The organism is Pseudomonas sp. JZ114, assembly GCF_051027705.1.
GTDB lineage: Bacteria > Pseudomonadota > Gammaproteobacteria > Pseudomonadales > Pseudomonadaceae > Chryseomonas > Chryseomonas luteola.
The window spans coordinates 2,245,433-2,263,717 of the sequence record NZ_CP069256.1 but is presented as its reverse complement, the minus strand read 5'-3'; the positions used below and the strand labels follow the sequence as shown (position 1 = coordinate 2,263,717).

Below are 18,285 nucleotides of genomic sequence, written 5' to 3'. Positions count from 1 at the left end.
CATACCATTTAAGGGATTCCTTCAAAAAAGGTCTTTGTGATCGCTAGGGGTCAGCATTGTCAGTCCGCAGCGCTAATTATATTGCAGGTGGTAATCGGGTCCGCCTGTGCAGGCCTAGACATGAGTCTACTGTACCCTGATTTTGCCGCTAGTTTTGCCCGCTTTTCAGTGATGCTGATCAGTGAGAATTAAAACCTAGTGCATTATAGCTGAAGTAAGTGGCTGGCTTGGTTAACAATAGATTGTTGAAGGTCTTGGCTGACCAGAAACTGCTTTGAAATATCTATAAAGATTTTTTGGATTTCGAATCGTCAAGCGGATAGTTTCGTGCGATTCGAAATCTATATGAGCGTCAGGGTGTACGCCCTTCCTTATAGCCATGATCTATATAGTGCAGGGTCGCAAAATTTCTATTCGACCCAAACGCAGCGCGAAGGTCTGCATATTTTGCCAAGTATCTATCTGGGCTGAAGGAAATTTTTCTGCCTTCTTTAGATCCATTTAGTATGTAGTGTTTGGCTGCTGCATTGATGTCAGTACCAAACGCTTTTATAAGATCAGGATAGCTTGCGATATAAGATAGAGCATTAAAGAGTACCCTTCTGCCTTCCCTATATCCATAAAGGATATAATGTCTGGTCGCAGCATTAGTATCTGTACCAAAGGCTGTAGTTAGGTCAGGGTATGAAGCTATATAGCTTAAAGGGTTAAATGATATAACCCGTCCTTCCTTGTATCCAGTATTGATATAGTGCTGCGTTGCAGCTTGAACGTCTGTACCAAAAGCAGCCGCTAAGTCCGGATACGATGCTATATAGTTTAGTGCATCAAACCCGGCTAGTGACACAGAGATATTTGAAACAGGAGCCGTATTTGTAGGTGTGGCTGTTGGTATAGCTGTATTAGGTGTCGACGGAGTAATGACTCCTGCTCCTGATGGCAGAGCTGTAACAGGTGTTACTGCAGGTCCATAGGAAGAGCAGCTTGTATTATCGATATATTTTTTCAGTGTCGGCCACTGAGGGCGGTCTTGTCCGCCAACGGGTTCTACTGACAGGTTATATGTTCCCCAGCCAGGACCTGCTGCCCAGTAAGTTGCTGGAATACAGTTCTGTCTTAGGTAGGCCAGCATGTTGTCCATAATAGTGAGCCAGCGGGGGTCGTTATCTGGAACACCGAATTCTCCAATAAAGCCTCGCCTGCCATTTTTCTTCAGCCATTCTATAAAGGGCTTAACACGTTCAACACCATATGTTGGGCTTAGGGTGCTAACGTCGACAGCGTCGTATGTGCCGCCAGCTCCCTCATCAAAGTAGGTATGTGCTTCGAAAATAATATTATTTGCAGGATCCTGCAGTTTGAGCAGCGGATCATTCCAGTATGCCCAGCGGGTGGCCTCAGCCCATCCGTTACCTTCGATCATGATGGGGCGAACATTATCTATACTGCGAACACCATTAATCCCATATTGAGCAGCCGTTGGCCAATAGGCTAGGGCATCATGGGGCTCGTTCATGATGTCGTAAGCATACAACGATGGTTGGGTGCTCCAGCGCTGTGCAATCTTGGCCATGATGTCCTGATATCTCTGATAAGGCACACCACTTGTACCAATAATCTGTCCCCGATAACGCATGTAATTATGCAGGTCCAGAATTACCTTCATGCCATATTTATTGGCAAGATTAAACGTACCATCTATCAAGGCAGCGTAAGTCGGATCCAGCGGCCCACCTAGGGTAGGCTGAAGGCGTTCCCAAAGAATAGGAAAGCGAATCAGCCGTATGCCTTTGGTGCTCCATTGCTGAAAGTAAGGCTCTGTAGGAAAAATGTAGTTACGGCCGTTTACGCCAGGCAGCACTTGTCCTGCAAACCCTGCTCCAGACATATTTAGACCTATTAGGTCTACGGATGCCTTAGCAGTTTCGGTTTGGACGGTCAATAAAACAAAAAATAACAGGAAAAGCGGCGCTTTTCTGATAAAGCCGGACAGATAAAAAAGGATATTCATTGCTCACACCTAATACGGACAACGGAGCGCACGTCTGCTTATCGTCAAAACCAGCCGAAAATTTAATTTGATGGTTTTTTGACAGAATAGAGCTTGAGGAATAGTGCCTCAATGTTCTAGCAATACTCAGGCCAGGCTTTAGAGTACGGCTGCGTTTGCTGGCGAAAAGCTACAAAGAAGGCATCACTACCTTTTGTGCGGTTGCTAGCCTAGTGATGAGCTTGTCTTTTCATGCTTTAACGATTCATGATCTTTTGATCATATCGGCGTATGAGTAGGTTAGGTATAACGTTCAAGTGATGTGTAGTTTCATTCCTAAGCTCAGGAGTCTGCCCGGTATGCTTTACGGTGATCAACAAATCATGGTGGCGTTACTGTCCCGTTTGAACCGGAACCAATTAGCGCTCGGCGCAGCGGTTGAGGAGCTTGCAATTTGGATTGATCAGCGCGGGTCAACCGATGTGTCAGGTCGTGCCATGGAGCATCTTGAAGAGCTTGCAGCAAATGCTGATTTCATTAGTGAAGCTCTTCTGACGCTTATGGATAGTGCCCAGGACAAGCACCAGGATGACTCTTAGTGTGATGAATCACAAGTACGTTTAATTAGTTCCTACGAAAAGCTCGTGCTGCCCGACCTACCGAAGCCAGGATTTCACCAGCGCTCCTACTCCAGCGGACGGGCCTCGGGTTCTGGTTGTAAGTAGCCAGGTAATGGTTAATAGACTTCTCAAGATCGCTTACGCTGGTATGTGATTGCCGCTTGATCCATCTCTGGCTAAGGGTCGAGAAATAGCGTTCTACCAGGTTTAGCCAGGAAGCCGAGGTTGGGGTGAAATGCACCTGATAACGAGGGTGTGCGGCTAGCCAGGCCTTTACCTGATCGGTCTTATGCACCGCATAGTTGTCCATGATCAAGTGAACCGGTAGGTCCGTACAGATCTCTTCATCAATAGCCTTCAAGAACTCCACAAACTCAGCGCTACGATGACGACGCTTGAGACGCCCGATCACTTCGCCTGTGGCAACATCCAGCGCAGCAAACAAGGACGTTGTGCCAAAGCGCTAATAATCATGTGCTCGAGTTACCGGATGGCCTGATGTCAAAGGCAGACCTGGCTGGGTTCGATCCAGGGCCTGGATCTGGCTTTTCTCATCGATACACAGCACCAGAGCCTTATCCGGTGGGTTCAGGTATAGCCCAACGATGTCATGAACTTTATCAACGAAGGCCGGATCGGTTGAGGGTTTGAACGTCTGCTCAAGGTGAGGCTTAAGGCCAAAGGCTCGCCAGATACGTTGCACACTGGCCATGGAAATATCGGTAGCCTTGCTCATGCGGCGCGAACTCCAGTGGCTGGCATCCTCAGGCTTGGTTTGCCGGACCCGATCAACAACCTCCTGAACCTTCTCGTCACTGATACTGCGGGGTCGCCCAGATCTGGGCTCATCATTAAGCCCCTCAAGTCCCCACTGTGAGAAGCGAAGACGCCACCGCGATACGGTCTGAGCGGTAATACCCAGGCGCCTGGCAATCGATGAGCCAGGTTCACCGCTAGCGTAAGAAAGGATGATTTCAGCGCGTAGTTTTGAATCCGCAGGACCTTTACGCTGAGCCCTACGACGGCTGAGCTCGGCATGTTCTTGCCTGGTTAGTGTGATCTGTACAGCGGGACGGCCTGTTCTCATCGCATGCCTCCTCGACTCAGCTTTGAGCATTCACTCTGCAGACCATATTTGTGCTTGGTAGTTGTGATTCACCACACTAGGGTTTGTCTGAAAAGTCGGCACGCATGCATCGTTCGATACAGGCCAGCGTTACCATGGCCTTGAAGCTGTTAGCCAGCTTATCAAAGCGAGTACAGAGCCGACGCCTCTCCTTTAACCAACCGAATAGCCGTTCGATCACGTTACGCTGTTGATACTTGGGTCTATCAAACAGGCGAGGCAGACCTGGCCGAGGTTTGCGGTGCGTCGTGCGCTGGGCAATCACCGGCTGCATACCGAAGCGGTCGCAATAGCGGCGCACCCCTTCACTATCGTAGCCCTTGTCCGCGATCACTGTCCGGCAACGCTTGCGTGGTCTGCCCTGAGAGCCAGGAAGACGCACCTGATCCAGTAACGGAATAAAGTTGCGCGAATCGGCCTGCTGACCAGGCGAGAGGGTAAAGCTCAGCGGATAACCATTGGTATCGCAAAGCAGGTGAATCTTGGTACCTAACCCACCCCGGCTGCGTCCCAGGCAGTGATCTACAGGTTCGTCCGGCCCCTTTTTTCCGCCTCCTGCCGCGGCACGGGTAGCTCGAATGGTCGTAGAGTCCACCATCCAGGTATCCAGATCGATAAAGCCATCCTGGCGAAGCCGCAGATGCAGACGAGTCAATACGCGCTCAAACGTTCCGTCGTCCCGCCATTGGCGAAAACGCTGATAGACCGTTTTCCAAGGGCCGTAGCGTTCGGGTAGATCACGCCATTTGGCGCCGGAGCAAAGGATCCAGAAGATACCATTGAGCATCTGTCGATCATCCCGGCGAGGACGGCCCATGGCCTGGGAGGAGAAGCGATGTCTTCAATCAATGCCCAGCGCTGACTCGAAAGCTCGTAGCGACCTGTCATGTCTGCCTCCGCTTGCCATAACGGCATTAAGCTAACAAACGCGACTTTTTAGACAAACCCTAGGAAAGAAACGCCGTAGAGCCTCTCGCCTTGCACTTATTGGCCATGTTGAGGGTCCCACTTAGTCCAGACAGGAGGATCCAAAATGAAACGAGCAGCATGGGTGACGAGTATCTTATTCGGGGCATTGTTGGCGACTGGCTGTGTACCGTGGGGCAAAGATCAAGGGGGCGGAGATGTCAGTCCGCAGGAGCAAGGTGGTGCGGCAGGTGGAGCTGGAGGTGCGGGCAGCGGTATGGGCGGCACTGGCGGGGTGGGCGGATCTTCATCCGGCTCGGGCGGCGGATCAGGCAGTCGCTGAGTTTATTCCTTCACAAGAGAAATAATGTTTGGAAGCAGCGCCTTATACACTGGTACGAAGCACGCAGTGATATGGCCTGCTTCGAAGAGAGTATTCATAAGTGCTAACTCAGCTTGTTGAAACCCGACCGATGAGTCGGGTTTCGCTTTCGTATCAAGCTGGTCTTCACGTTGTCTAAGCTTATGTGCCTGCTGATTGTGCAGATAGGCCCTTAAACAGGCTGCCGAAGCGTTGCTAGTTAAGTTCAGAATCTATCCGTTGTGGCGCTTAGGCGCTATTGCTTAGCTTGCTTATACCTAATTCTGTTATGAGCTTACCGGAATAACCATTTTCATCAGTGATGCGTTGTTTGAGTTTGCTCGGGTGAAAGAGAAGCCTGAGTAAGCAGATAACGCTTTTGCAATTCCTGATAGTCCTGGGTCTGCTGCATACGGGCTACTTTATTAAATAGGTCGGAAATCGTTGGGTCTGGTGTATTAGCTGACACGAACCATCCAATCCAGCCATTTATATCCATCGGCATATCTTGCTCAGTAAAGGTTTTGACGGCCGGCCAGTTAGGAATGCGATCTTTGCTGGTTACAGTAAGAGCGTGTACCTTTCCTTCTGCTCTACGGCTGTTAACCTGTCCGCATACAAATATCGTGGCGGCCAATCCTCCGTCGAGTAGGTCGCCGATAATAGCTGTGGTGTGACTGTATGTTTGCATGCGCAGAGCAATTTCTTCTTCGCAGCCCAACATCAAGCCTGCCAGATGACTTTGAGACCCATACAGAGCTATACCTACATCTCGGAAGTGTGGTTTTTTGCTAACCCAGTCGACATAGGCACCCACGCTCTGGATAGACTGCGGAACTGCTGGCCCTACAGCAAGAGCATAAGTGTAGTCCCTAACAAGGCGAGGGGCGTAAAGTCGTTGATCGGGTCATATTCGATCGAGTCATAAACATTGGGAAGTAGGCTCATTGAGGCTGAAACGGCTTGGAGAATAGTTGTGCCGTCTGGTGTTGCCTGCTTGGCTAGTGCGACTAGCCAAACGTGTGTTCTGCTCACTGATGATCTGCAAGCAGTACTCAAATGGAGCTTGTTTGGAGAAAACAGGCTATAAGCGCTCAGCCATTTCGGTACTGAATGCTTCTTTTGGCTGACCAGTTTTACATTGCTGGACTTCTGGGCTTCCAAGGAAGTTAATGAAGCACCTAGAAGGGCGACCCAGATCCATACAAAAAATGTCTTCGACTGATGATGACGTGGCTCTTGTACTGACCGATGAATACTCAGAGGCAAGCGCTAGGGCTGCTGGTATTTCAGGGTAGTTCGAGCTATTGAATACGCTAATTGGTAGCGCGTTAAAATACTCTTAAATTACTTTCAGACGTAATTATGCATTTTGTCTGTATTCTAAATAAGAATTATTTGTATTTCTGAAGCGCCGATGCGTAACTTTGATGGTGGGATATACAAAGCCTTTCCTGCACATCGACAACTCTGCCGCAATAGTCGGTTAAGCAGTACTTTATTTGGTGTAAAATAGAGAGTATCGAAAGAAACGCGCGCTATCCTGATCGATAACCAGCGATCTTGAAATCGGTACTGAGTGTCGGGTTGTGTTTTCGATCACTCAAATCTTGAGTATCCTTACACGTTTAACGTTGTAGTTCGCTCTGTACGGAATAGTCTGGAGCGGCTGAGTGTATATGGGAAAATGGATCAACCTGAAGCGCAATCTCCAGATAGAGGGGTGGGCGTTTCTATTGGCGTTTGGCTGTATTTTCTTTGGATTCAGGCACAGTTACTGGCTGTGGATGCTGGTCCCGTTGTGTCTAGGGTTGGGTGTTGATTGGCATCGACTGATGCCAGACAAAGATCCTGAAGAACTACCGTGACACTTAGCCAATCTGACGCGGCCGCACCAATACTGTTGATGCAGCTTTCATTCGAACATCTTTCTTGACGTTAATTGATCGAGACGGCTCCAGAGGTTCTGGATTCGTATTTAATCAATGGAGCGGTTTAGCCGGGGTAGGCATGAAGCGTTTAGTAGTAGTTATCAGCCTTGCTTTAACAGGTTGCGCTGGGGTTGGCGATATTGAAAAGGTACAGCCTTCTCTAGCGGGAAGATCAAATAAAGATCCAGATGCCTTTATGGAGTGCCTGATGACAGACCTGTCTGTCAATCAGTCAAAAGTTATTATTGAGAGGAAGGGAAGTAGTATCAAGGCCCTGGTTCCTCAAGGGTTGGCCTCGCCAGCTCCGGCACTGGTTATTGCTGACAAGACTTCGCATGGGACTAAAGTCGTCCTGCGAGACGGCAAGGCGAATAATCCCTTTCCTTTTGCTGGAATCAGAAGCACCGTATCAGGCTGCTTGTAAATAGCGATCATTAAGCCTTTTAAAAACAAAGCTCCACATGCAGTGGAGCTTTGTTTTACGGTCAGCGATAACGACGATGAGAAACATCGAAATCTGTTTTCGCCGTCAGGCTCATGTCAACACTGCGTTGGTCGTTGACATTGGCCGCTAATGACATGTCAGCCGATGGCCTACACTGCTCAAGACAGGAGTCTCCATCATACGCCCACCATACTGTCATACTGAAAGCGGCAAGAAATAGCCAGCTCAGCAAATTACCGGTCTCTACTTTTGACGACTCGTTCATAACGTTTCGCTCCATGAATACGCTAAGGATGATGGCATTTTGGTGCCGCTCTCTTTTTACTCTTAACGTTTGAAGTTGGCTAGTGCTTGTTTAACAATTAACAGCGTCTTTTAAAAATATGTGGAACAGCTTGAGTTAGTTGCGTAGCTAACTTCTCATAAGTGCTTTGCCTAATAGATTGCACGAAAGAGGAAGGGGCTCTAGGTGTGACTAATGTTAACTCTTAACTATCACTAACTGGATACAAAATCAGCCAAGCCTAATACAGAAATAACCCCTGCATAAAAAAGCAGTGCGTAAGCAAAACTTGTCCAGATGAGTCGACGGCGAAGTTGTATGCGGGTCATAAAGCATTCCTTGCTGAGTAGAGATAGAGCGGAAGCGTGAGTCAGCTGGGCGACAAAACGAAGTGATGAAGCTGATCTGCCAGCTATGACCATAAAAATTTAAAAGCGCTGCACAGTGGGCGAAAAAAATTAGCTCAAAAGGTGAATGACACATCATTCACCGCCTGAGAAGCGATGTGCGTATGCCCTGAAGAACTGAGAGCCAGCCATCACATGGCAGAAGAAAAGGCGCCTAAGCGCCTTTAGAAGGGAATATCATCATCGAAGCTGTCGTAGTCTGGAGCCGGCTGGGTTGAGGGCTGCGGCTGTGTAGGCCTACGGGCTTGCCCAGAGGGTTGTTTGCCGGATTGTTGGTTACTCGATGGTTCGTTATCCCCTCGGCCGCCAAGCAGTTGCATGGTACCGCTTATGTCGACGATAACTTCAGTCGTGTAGCGGTCTTGCCCGTCTTGGCCCTGCCACTTTCGTGTGCGTAATGTACCCTCTACGTAAACCTGTGACCCTTTGCGAAGGTATTCGGCGGCTATCTCGGCCAGCCGGCCAAAAAAGACGACCCGATGCCACTCGGTTCGTTCTTGCAACTGACCACTCTGTTTGTCCTTCCAGCTTTCGCTGGTTGCAAGGGTGATATTGGTGATGGGGTTACCATTGGGCGTATAGCGGATTTCGGGATCGGCACCTACATTGCCAATGAGAATAACCTTGTTGATACCTCTAGCCATTCGAAACCTCACAGTCAGCACTAGGGCTGCGGTCTTTTGTATACATTACTGATGTCCATACGTATAAGCCGACTATTTTAGTTTGCCCATCGATACGTTCAATCATTCCTGAAAACTGAAGTTGAGAGTTGCTCAGTAAGCTGACATCTAAACGGTCAGAAGCGTGCTTTATAATTAACTTACGCGCTAGTTATAAATTTCCGAAGTTCTAGGTCGTGCTTTACAGATATGGGGTCGAGAGGGTTAAAAACAATATCAATTGTTTGGGTTGTATGGACCGCTTGTCGCTTTTTCAAGTGTTTAGATCGTAGAGTAAGAAATATAAGCTGGCGTTTTTCAGGTCATTAATGAAATTACGAAGCCCTAATATGAATTTATATAGAAAATTCCATTTCTAAAAAACATGGGCATTAAGCGGGTGCCTGATGTAGGGGCTTTTTCAAGACAAGCAGCCTAGGCGTAAGCTTTATTAATGGCTTAAGTGCGGAAGGGGTTGTTATTAATCACTTGGATATGGGAGCCATGCTCTGTTGGCTCCTTATGGCACCAGCGGCAAAGCTTTTAGACTAGTGGCCATTTGATAGCGTCTGGTGATTGTATAATGGGCTCTCCTGGATCGACGTAGCGTTGAATGCTTTGAGTCTGATATTCATTTCAGCTTTGGGATAGGAGGCCGTTAAATTGACATTGAGTCAACGTTTCGGCTTACCCGATAAGATTGTCCCGGTTGTTTGTATGGCCAGGCATCTTCAAAGGAGTCATTAATTGTCTTTTATTCGTGTTGGGCTCTATGGGTTTTAGACTTTTTGCCATGCCTGTATTAGTGCTGTTGGTAGGCCAGGCTGTTTCGATCGTTCTTTTCGTTTGGGCGGGTAACGTTGAAGCGCTAGTGCTTTTGGATCTAGCGATTACTGCCAAGCTGATTAGCTTGATGATGTGGTTGGTAAGTTTGTCGATAGGTCTGTCGTGGCTGTTAACACGCCTCCAAAAACTGCTGCGCTGGAAAAAAGGAAGGCTGCATGGAGGGTGTATCCATTGTGAGGGCTTGTTAAGCCATCACGATGATGAGCACGGGTTCTACAGTAAGTGCTTGATGTGTAATGCGAGGCATTATTGATAATATCTTGCTAACTTGGCCCGAAGCTTTTACGCCATAGGTTGTTAGTGTGTGCTGAACGAAAGTATCCAGCTGACATGCGTATCAGCTGGCTAATTTCATCTGTAAGCCTAGCTTGGCCGATCCTGCCTGGCGTTAGGTGTTTCCATAGCACGCTGCGCCTGTTTGAAAAGATAAAGACACAGCAGAAGGCCGGCTAGAGACATTATTGCAGCAAAGAGATAAATGGAGTTGAAGCCAAACGCATTGGCAATGCTGCCGGCTACGGGGCCGGTAATTCCGAGCGACATGTCTAGGCACAGTGAGTAGGCACCTAGCGCAGCGCTTCTGTTAGTGGCGGGGACCTTTACAATGGCCTCTACACCCAGGGCGGGATAAACAAGCGAGAGGCCAAAGCCTGCTAACGCGGCTCCTGCCATGGCCATGCCGGGTGAAACGGCTAGCCACAGAAGCAGCAGACCTAGTGTTTCCACGATAAAGCAGGCAATGGCGACGGGGTAGCCGCCGAAGCGGTTGACTGTTCCTGCAAATAAAAGACGGGCGCAAATGAACGCAGCACCAAATGCGGTCAGGCTATAGGCAGCGTTAGGCCAGCCATGGCTGCCGTAGTACAGCGTAATGAACGTCGCGATGGTGCCAAAGCCAATCGAGCTTAACAGTAGACCCAATCCATAAGGACTGATGCGCCAGAAGACGCGAAGAAAGGGGAGGCGCTCGCCAGGAATGACAGGAGCTGGCTCTTTATTCCAGGCCAGGGCCAAGCCGATGGCGGCCAGTAAAACAATGCTTACACCCAGGCTCCAGAGTCCCAGGCTGCTTACCATGGCAACGCCTAGCGGAGCACCAATGGCCAAGGCGCCGTAGGCTGCGATCCCGTTCCAGGAAATCACCTTGCTGACGTGCTGCATCCCAACACTGCCCATGCCCCAGCTCAGCGAGCCTGTACCAATCAGTGCCTGGGCGCATCCTAGAAAGACTCGCCCTATGATAAGCAGCACCAGGCTTGCAACCTGAAAGTCCTGTAGCAGAGTTGAGATGAAAGTCAGGATGCCACAGATGCCGCAGCCAAACAGCCCTGCGATTACGCCTTTCTTGGGGCCGATGCTATCAGCAATCTTGCCTGCAATCGGGCGCGTAAACAGGGTGGCGATGTATTGGATGCTGATGGTCAGGCCTGCCATGACCGACCCAAAGCCCAGGGTGTCATGGACATATCCGGGCAGGATGGCAAGCGGTAGACCAATGGCCAGAAACGTCAAAAAGCTGAAAACGACGATTGAGGCGATACGCAAGGTAATGGCAACGGATTCTGAAGCGTTCATCAGTAGGTAAGGCCTCCCGGCTCAGACGTTAGGATTCCGTTTTAGCAGCGTGATACTCAATGCCAAGCCCATTAACGACGCCAGGGCTGCGCTTAGGAACATGATGGAATAGCCAAAGTTCGCTGCAATGGCCCCAATCAATGGACCCGTGATACCTAATGAGAGATCAATGAAAACTGAGTAGGCGCCCAGCGCCGAGCCTCGGTTCGCGGCTGGCACCAGCCGGACGGCCTCGACACCCAGTGCAGGAAATACCAGGGAAAAGCCAAATCCGGTCAGGGCTGCGCCTGCAAGCGCAAGGAAGGGTGTCGAGGCCTGCCAGAGCATCAGTAATCCGAACGTCTCAACGGTCAGGCAGACAATCGCTACCCGAAATCCGCCTAGTCGATTGATGGCATTGGCAAACAAGAGGCGTGCACAGATGAAGAAAAAGCCGAATACGCTTAGGCAAAAGGCTGCGTTGTCCCAATGACGGCTGCTGTAGAAGAGTGTGATGAAGGTTGCGATGGTTCCAAACCCGATTCCGCCTAGGGCAAGGCCCATGCCATACGGAGCAACCCGCCCCAGCACATTGAGAAAGGGCATGCGTTTACCAGGCACAATTGCAATGGCAGGTTTAGGTCTGGCCAGGTAGAAGCCTAGCAGGGCAAGCAAAAGAATGCTGACACCCATGCTCCATAGGCCCAGACCATTGACCAGCATGACGCCCAAGGGTGCGCCAACGGCCAAGGCCCCATAGCTGGCGATGCCATTCCAGGAAATGACCTTGGCCGTATGCGCTGCACCGGTACGACCAATCGCCCAACTGATGGCTCCCGTGCCTACAAGACTTTCCGAACAGCCCAGGATAAGGCGTCCTGCCAGCAAACACCCTAAGCTGATTGAGGGTGCGTTCTGCAAAAGCGTAGATGCCAGCATGAGTATTCCACTTACGCCACATCCAGCCATGCCATAAATGACGGCTTGCTTGGCGCCTATGGTATCGATGACTTTACCAGCATGGGATCGTGAGAGAAGCGTAGCGAGATATTGACTGCTAATGACGAGTCCGGCGACGACCGAGTTGAACCCCAACTGGTCGTGCACATATTTGGGCAGGACCGCAAGTGGAATCCCGATGGTCAGATAAGCAAGGAAAGTAAAGAGGACAGTTGAAACGACTACAAGCGTAATTGCAAAAGGTCGCTGTGATTGGGACTCGGTGTTCGACATGGACAACAAAAGCGTTCCTGAATGTTTGAACTGTTTATTGGATCATTAGCTAAGCATCCAATAAAGCGATATTACCGTGTAGACGCTGCTGAGCAGGGTTTCGTTACGTAAGCCACTGCATGAGGTATTTGCCGTATTAAAGCGTTATCGGATGAGAGGCCTAAAAAGCTATACCTCATTTCAGAACACAGATTAAAAAATTAAAGTAATTTCTAGGATTGTCTAATTTATACAGATTAATCAGCTACTTAATTAATAAAGTTAAAGCTAACAGTAAGTATGTGATTGAGGAAAGGGTCCTTCTGGCTAGACTGTTTTCTGGCAGCGTCTTCCGCTTCGCTAGCTTTGCGCCAGAATATTGTCATCAACGACTTGCCTCATGGCGCTTTACCAGCTTCTCTTATCGTATATGCATAAAGTTTGAAGGTGCTCTGGCCCTTTATTGATGCTGTGTCCAGCCTGAAGCAGAACAACAGTTTGCTTAGCTGGCACAGCATTTGAATAGGTATTGGTAGTTGGCTGTATAACGATCAACGGTTCAGGGAAAGTCCGAACACTGTTCGGAATTATCGTGCATGGACGTTAAAGAGACGTAGGTTCAAACACATGCATAAGCATATCGATACTCGCCGCAGCGGCGGTTTTACACTTATCGAAATTCTGATTGTGGTCGCCATAGTCGGCATCCTGGCGGCTATCGCGGTTCCGTCCTACAGCTCGTATGTCACTCGCAGCCAGATCAAGACAGCGCAGGGCGACCTTGTGGCGCTTGGACTTAATATGGAGAACGTGCGGCAGCGTACCCTGAAATATTCCTCTGCGCCGGTTACAGCGACCACAGCTGCCACAGAGGCGCTGTTCAATGGCAAATGGCAGCCTGCTCAGGGTGCGGATTTCGAATACATGATCACTCAAGTCACCGATACGGCCTATACGGTATCTGCCCGTGGCAAGAGTGCCAAGTTGAGCACCTGTACACTTACATTGACAAGCAAGAACGAACGTACCGCGACCGGGTGCCCAGGAGTGACATCATGGTAAAACAGGCCAAGGGTTTCACCCTGATCGAACTAATGGTCACGTTGGCTGTGATGAGTATTCTTTTGATGGCAGGCGTTCCCTTGACTCAGGGATGGTTGAACAGTGCTCATCAGCGTGATGCTGCCAGTGTTCTTCAACAGGGAATTGCGCGGGCCAAGGCGATGGCATTGAGGAACCCGGCGGGCGTCGTCGGAGCGGATAAACCTGCTGCCTTGCTCTGTTTGAACGACACTTCCTTGGTGCTGGCCCAGCCAGTTGCCGGGCAAAGCGCCTTTAACTGCGGGCAGGTGGGTAATGCCCAGGTTGTATGGAGCAGTGCGCTACCCAAACAAGTTACCATCGAGTCCGACAACAAGTCCTTCCAGTGCGTCGCATTGGATAACCGAGCGCTACCTTTCCAAAGTAGCCCGTCGGGACTTGATTGCGCCACGGTGGATCTGGCAGTGAAGGCGGGTCGAGAAGATGCGCTTCCGATCACCATTATCTAATGGCAGGTCTTGTCAGCGCGGTGATACGCTGATCGAGGCCCTGGTGGGTGTCTTGCTGATGTCAATCATAGGCATCGGCATGATTCATATCGCCACGCGTATTCAGCAGACGCAAACAGACCTGCATATCCAGAACTATATCGTGGTGCAAATGCGCAACCTGCTGCATGTCTATGGAACAACGCTCTGTCCAGGTAATAGCGCCAATAGCAAAGCCATTGTCTATTCACCCATTGATGGTTCCCCATTTCCACTGGATGTGGAATGCACGACGACGTCGGGTGCTATTTCGCTGGGTGGACGCACGGTAGATGCGTCTCCTCAACACGTTATGCTACAGACCCGTGCCATGGATCAGGAGGTATTTGGTCTGCCCATTCAGGTGGGCGATCTGTGACAGGCAGTCGTCAAAGGGGATTCAACCTGATCAGCCTCATGATAGGCATGGTCATTTCGCTGATTACCATACTGGCGATGTTGTCGCTATACCGGACCCTGGTAGGTGTAAGTGTAGAGTCGGCAAGCCTGGCTAAGGTGGAGGGGCAGAAAGCCTCGGGACTTTTGACTGCACAGATCGCTTTGCAACAGGCAGGGTTTGGTTTGCCGGTAACTGGTACCAAGCGACCTCAACTAGGTACGGATCTGGTCTTCATCCGTGATGCAGTGCTGTCCAAGGCAGACGAAAACAATGTGCGCAAATTATCGGGTGGAACGGTAATCGATTTTACCAAAGCGGACCCGATTAAAGGGTCGTTGGGAAACGCGATTATCTGGGGCTTCAATGCCAGCACCATTACGGCTGCTCCGATCGCGGATGCCTATCAATGCAGCGGTCTGGTCTCGACTTCCTCAGGGCTTGTACTGCTCAAACCCATGAAGTGCACAAGTGCGAAGGTGTGGGCATCGCTGGATTGGATCACGGCTGACCTGATCAACGAGATGGGCAGCGATACACAGGGCGCCTATATGCAAGTGGTCGAAGCGACATGTTGGCCTTTTAGTACAAATGAAGGGGTTCATGCGGTACAGGTGCGTTTTCCCGTATTGGATCTGGAACCGCAGCCTGAGCCGCTGACGATTAGTTTTACCACGTGCCTGTCGAATTTCGCGCCATGATTAGCTTTCCGGCTCGCCAAAGAGGTATCGCCTCACTGATGGTCATTCTGCTGACTGGAATGACGCTGACCATTGCAGCGCTAGGCATGATGTACATGGTGCAAGGCACGCAGGAGCGGCAGCTGGCGGTTCATGCAACAACGCCAGCCCAGTTGAAGGCCTGGACAGGCGTGGAGCTGCTGAGGCAATTTTTGACAAACCGATCTACAAACGATCTGGAGGCGCTTGCAGCGGGAGAAATTGCTGTGGGTGGAACTGAAGGATTACGGGTAGAGCTATTGTCCAAGACTAAGCCCAAAAGCGATCAGTACCGCATAGTAGCTAATGTTACGGGTAGAGCAGCCGACTCAACTGCCATCGTACAAGCGATTTTTGAGGTCAATCCGCTGGACTACACCTCAACGGGTACAGGCCCGACGACTGGAGCTGCTTCTGGTGCGACCGGTCCCTCAAGTCCTGCATCAGTACCGCCTCTCATCCGAATTAGTACAGATCTCAACCTTAATGGGTCTGTCAGCTTCGAAGGGCCGCAACAGGCCAATATAAGTGTCAAAGGAAAGGTCAATCTTTCTGGTAATGTCACGGGTCTGGATGCAATCAGTTCAACAGATGATATTACGGTTGGCAGCTCGGTCTCTGTCAGTTCATTGACGACAAACGGCAACGTGACGCTGGAAGGAAACGCTTCGGCACTAACCGTCTCAGCTATCAAGAACGTAACCCTAACCGGAAATGCCAGCGCGGGAACGGTTACCGCCAATGGCACGCTTAATATGGCTGGGCGTCAGATTTCGACAGCGAACGTAACCGGGAATGTCAATATAAGCAGTGGCGCTATCACGACACTCAATAGTCAAGCAGACGTTTTTTGGACAAGTAAGGATTCATCCAGAGAAATCAATACCAATGGTAAGGTTACGTATTCCGGTTCCAATAACGGTACGGCTGTGGCAGCCATTGGCGATGTACGAATTGATGACGGCACGGTCCAGACGGTTAGAACTCAGGGTAATACGCTAATAGATCGAGGAGAGATAACTAGCCGCCTCGATGGACAAGGCGCTTTGACCGCAAGTACTGCTGTTGTTGCAAGCGGAACAATTGGCGGTGCGTTCACGGTAGATAAAAATTCCAAGGTAAACGTAGTACGGACTATTAATTATCAGGTCAATGTACCGCGCGTTACTGTTCAAACTGTGAAAGAAACAGTAGTGCAGACGAGTAAGGTAGACGCTTATCAACTTCGTTCCAACGCCAATTATGTATTCCAACTCTCATCCACTGGGCAGCGACAGGTAACTGTCCAGGGTGTGGGTGGTATTGCTAATGGTGTTTATCTCTTGGGAAATTACCCGGATGCCGGCGGAAGAGGTTACCGTGATTTTCTTTGTAACGAAGTTAATGCTCAGGGTATGTGTACCGCTCCGCTTCAGCCTAATAAGACGATATGTCAGGGCGCAACTACATTTAATGGCTGCATAACTTACAGAGATGGCTTGTGGTCGCTTTCTGGCTGGAGCCTTGCGCCAGGCGTCCTATGGTTTCAAGGGGATGTTCAAGCTGGGAGCGGTGTTTATTACAACAGCATTATTGCGACGGGCAACATAGCAACTACCGCCAAAAATAAAACTATCGCTGTCAATTATGCTGGCTTTGATCCGATTTGTAGAAATACGCGACGCGCAGAAGACAACGTTCCGGCCAGCCTGGATTTGGCTGGACTCTATCCTTTGAATCTTTGTGATATAGCAAAAGGTCTTTATAAGCCCTCTGCTGTAGGAAACGTGGCGCTGCTAGCGGGGGGTTACCTCAACGGCACTTTCTCTGGGGGGACGGTCACTTTGGGAGCCAGTAACGATGTTTATGGCAGCGTAGTGGCGGGTAATAACGTTGTGACAACCGGGAACACACGGGTCCACGGTACGATTACGTCTGCCGCTCAAGGCGGAGGCGTTCAACAACTTGGAGGCTCAACCACGATTGATACCACAGCGTGGCCTTCCACCTTTTCTCCCGAGCAGGCCCCCGGTAATGCGCCGGAAGGCTCTGGTACGACAAACAGTGGCGCTATGTATGATATTGGTCGGGCTCAGCCTACGGTCCAGATTCTTTGGACCCGTTATTTATGATCCCCCCAAGAGCCGGAGTTGTTTTTAGAGGTGCCTGTCTTTAAGTGCTCGGCGTGTCCGCGGGTCTTGAACAACGACAACACGATACCACCAGCCAGCAGACTAAAGGTCACACCCAGTGATAGCGGTGCCGGGACTGGGCCAATGAGGGAGTGCGCAAAGATCTTGGCCCCGATGAAAATGAGCACCAACGCCAACGCATATTTTAAATAGGCGAATCGGCTGATCATGGCAGCCAAGGCAAAGTAGAGCGCTCGAAGGCCCAAAATGGCACAAATGTTTGATGTGTAAACGATAAAAGGCTCCTGGGTGATCGAGAAGATGGCCGGAACGCTATCCACCGCAAAAACCAGGTCCGCCATTTCGATGAGTATCAACGCCAAGAGAAGCGGAGTGGCGTAGACCAGGGGCTTGCTGAAGCCTTCCTTTTCCTTGCGTATCAGAAAGCGATCACCATGAAGCTGGTCCGTCACGCGGATATGCTTGCGCAAGAAGCGCAGCATGGGATTTTGGGCCAGGTCGGGCTGGTCGTCGTGGCGGCTGAAGAGCATTTTGATTCCTGAGATCAATAGGAACGCGCCAAATACATAAAGGATCCAATCGAAGCGTTGTACCAGCGCAGCGCCAACGCCAATCATGATGGCACGCATGACAATGGCGCCGAGTACACCCCAGAACAGGACTTCATGCTGGTATTTACGCGGAATTTGAAAAAAGCTGAAGATCAGCGCCATGACAAAGACGTTATCCATCGAAAGCGACTGTTCGACCAGATAGCCTGTGTAATATTCAAGGGCGCGAGTGGCACCAAATTCGTACCAGATCCATCCACCAAAGGCGATCCCGAACGAGATGTAGCCTGCCGACATCAACAGGCTCTCCTTGATGCCTATTTCGTGATGATTGCGCTGCAGGACACCCAGATCGAAGATCAGAAGCAAGAGTACGATGATAAGAAAGCTCAGCCACAGCCAAGCGGCGGCGCCCATGAAGGGCGTAGTCAGAAAATCAAATGCGTCGGGCATGATCGATCCTGTCGATGTCGTTAGGTGACTCCGACATGGCGATCGGGTGATCGTCAGAGGGGCCCGGCGTCACACCTCCATAGAGGTAGGGTTGAATCTAACAAAGCGGTTGGCTTCGTCAT

Annotated in this window: 17 protein-coding genes and 1 pseudogene; 9 read left to right on the top strand and 9 right to left on the bottom strand. The window is 50.2% G+C overall.

Annotation, left to right across the window (positions count from 1 at the left end; all coding sequences use genetic code 11):
- Positions 1–352 precede the first annotated feature (352 nt).
- The gene (locus JQR90_RS10435) at positions 353–2,011 is read right to left on the bottom strand and encodes a glycoside hydrolase family 5 protein (RefSeq protein ID WP_010798414.1); all 1,659 of its coding nucleotides are present in this window, start codon (positions 2,009–2,011) and stop codon (positions 353–355) included.
- A gap of 338 nt (positions 2,012–2,349) precedes the next feature.
- Here JQR90_RS10435 and JQR90_RS10430 point away from each other — a divergent pair, with 338 nt between their 5' ends.
- Complete coding sequence (locus JQR90_RS10430; RefSeq protein ID WP_010798413.1) at positions 2,350–2,589, top strand: hypothetical protein; 240 nt, start codon at positions 2,350–2,352, stop codon at positions 2,587–2,589.
- A 25-nt stretch (positions 2,590–2,614) separates the two neighbouring features.
- Here the strand turns inward: JQR90_RS10430 and JQR90_RS10425 are convergent.
- Both JQR90_RS10425 and JQR90_RS10420 read right to left on the bottom strand, forming a co-directional pair.
- Positions 2,615–3,697: pseudogene (locus JQR90_RS10425) on the bottom strand (IS630 family transposase).
- A gap of 76 nt (positions 3,698–3,773) precedes the next feature.
- A protein-coding gene (locus JQR90_RS10420) for an IS5 family transposase (RefSeq protein ID WP_434140001.1) occupies positions 3,774–4,624 on the bottom strand; the annotation gives its coding sequence in 2 pieces (ribosomal slippage) (positions 3,774–4,561 and positions 4,561–4,624; 852 coding nt in all).
- Between the two features lie 145 nt (positions 4,625–4,769).
- Here JQR90_RS10420 and JQR90_RS10415 point away from each other — a divergent pair.
- Positions 4,770–4,985, top strand: coding sequence for a hypothetical protein (locus JQR90_RS10415; protein WP_010798408.1), 216 nt, complete (start codon positions 4,770–4,772; stop codon positions 4,983–4,985).
- A 334-nt stretch (positions 4,986–5,319) separates the two neighbouring features.
- Here JQR90_RS10415 and JQR90_RS10410 read toward each other — a convergent pair whose 3' ends face one another.
- Positions 5,320–5,820 carry a tripartite tricarboxylate transporter substrate-binding protein gene (locus JQR90_RS10410; RefSeq protein WP_434140000.1) on the bottom strand — a complete coding sequence of 167 codons (501 nt, stop codon included), beginning with the start codon at positions 5,818–5,820 and terminating at the stop codon, positions 5,320–5,322.
- 862 nt (positions 5,821–6,682) lie between these two features.
- Between JQR90_RS10410 and JQR90_RS10405 the strand changes: the two genes are divergently transcribed.
- Together JQR90_RS10405 and JQR90_RS10400 are read left to right on the top strand one after the other, a co-directional pair.
- The gene (locus JQR90_RS10405; RefSeq protein WP_010798406.1) at positions 6,683–6,871 is read left to right on the top strand and encodes a hypothetical protein; all 189 of its coding nucleotides are present in this window, start codon (positions 6,683–6,685) and stop codon (positions 6,869–6,871) included.
- A gap of 142 nt (positions 6,872–7,013) precedes the next feature.
- The gene (locus JQR90_RS10400; RefSeq protein WP_019365581.1) at positions 7,014–7,358 is read left to right on the top strand and encodes a hypothetical protein; all 345 of its coding nucleotides are present in this window, start codon (positions 7,014–7,016) and stop codon (positions 7,356–7,358) included.
- Between the two features lie 61 nt (positions 7,359–7,419).
- Here JQR90_RS10400 and JQR90_RS10395 read toward each other — a convergent pair whose 3' ends face one another.
- The 4 genes from JQR90_RS10395 to JQR90_RS10380 form a co-directional block, all read right to left on the bottom strand.
- Positions 7,420–7,644: a hypothetical protein gene (locus tag JQR90_RS10395; RefSeq protein ID WP_074826650.1), complete on the bottom strand. Its 225-nt coding sequence runs from the start codon at positions 7,642–7,644 to the stop codon at positions 7,420–7,422.
- A gap of 589 nt (positions 7,645–8,233) precedes the next feature.
- Positions 8,234–8,713 (bottom strand): single-stranded DNA-binding protein, encoded by a 480-nt coding sequence (gene ssb, locus JQR90_RS10390; protein ID WP_010798402.1) that lies wholly within the window; start codon positions 8,711–8,713, stop codon positions 8,234–8,236.
- A gap of 1,227 nt (positions 8,714–9,940) precedes the next feature.
- Entirely contained in the window at positions 9,941–11,152 is a 1,212-nt protein-coding gene (locus JQR90_RS10385; protein ID WP_010798400.1) for an MFS transporter, read from the bottom strand.
- Positions 11,153–11,173: 21 nt separating this feature from the next.
- Positions 11,174–12,364 carry an MFS transporter gene (locus JQR90_RS10380; protein ID WP_010798399.1) on the bottom strand — a complete coding sequence of 397 codons (1,191 nt, stop codon included), beginning with the start codon at positions 12,362–12,364 and terminating at the stop codon, positions 11,174–11,176.
- Between the two features lie 606 nt (positions 12,365–12,970).
- Here JQR90_RS10380 and JQR90_RS10375 point away from each other — a divergent pair.
- The 5 genes from JQR90_RS10375 to JQR90_RS10355 are packed head-to-tail and all read left to right on the top strand — an operon-like array spanning position 12,971 to position 17,138.
- The gene (locus JQR90_RS10375) at positions 12,971–13,405 is read left to right on the top strand and encodes a type IV pilin protein (RefSeq protein WP_010798397.1); all 435 of its coding nucleotides are present in this window, start codon (positions 12,971–12,973) and stop codon (positions 13,403–13,405) included.
- Complete coding sequence (locus tag JQR90_RS10370) at positions 13,399–13,893, top strand: pilus assembly FimT family protein (RefSeq protein WP_010798396.1); 495 nt, start codon at positions 13,399–13,401, stop codon at positions 13,891–13,893. The genes JQR90_RS10375 and JQR90_RS10370 overlap by 7 nt, the downstream gene beginning before the upstream one ends.
- Before the next feature lie 58 nt (positions 13,894–13,951).
- A complete protein-coding gene (locus JQR90_RS10365; RefSeq protein ID WP_139272271.1) occupies positions 13,952–14,290 on the top strand; it encodes a hypothetical protein in 339 nt (112 codons plus the stop codon).
- Positions 14,287–15,009: a PilW family protein gene (locus tag JQR90_RS10360; protein WP_010798394.1), complete on the top strand. Its 723-nt coding sequence runs from the start codon at positions 14,287–14,289 to the stop codon at positions 15,007–15,009. Before JQR90_RS10365 ends, JQR90_RS10360 begins: the two co-directional genes overlap by 4 nt.
- Positions 14,985–17,138, top strand: a complete 2,154-nt coding sequence (locus tag JQR90_RS10355; protein WP_125912933.1) for a hypothetical protein — start codon at positions 14,985–14,987, stop codon at positions 17,136–17,138. Before JQR90_RS10360 ends, JQR90_RS10355 begins: the two co-directional genes overlap by 25 nt.
- Here the strand turns inward: JQR90_RS10355 and JQR90_RS10350 are convergent.
- Positions 17,129–18,163: a TerC family protein gene (locus JQR90_RS10350; RefSeq protein WP_010798392.1), complete on the bottom strand. Its 1,035-nt coding sequence runs from the start codon at positions 18,161–18,163 to the stop codon at positions 17,129–17,131. The genes JQR90_RS10355 and JQR90_RS10350 overlap by 10 nt on opposite strands.
- Between the last annotated feature and the right edge of the window lie 122 nt (positions 18,164–18,285).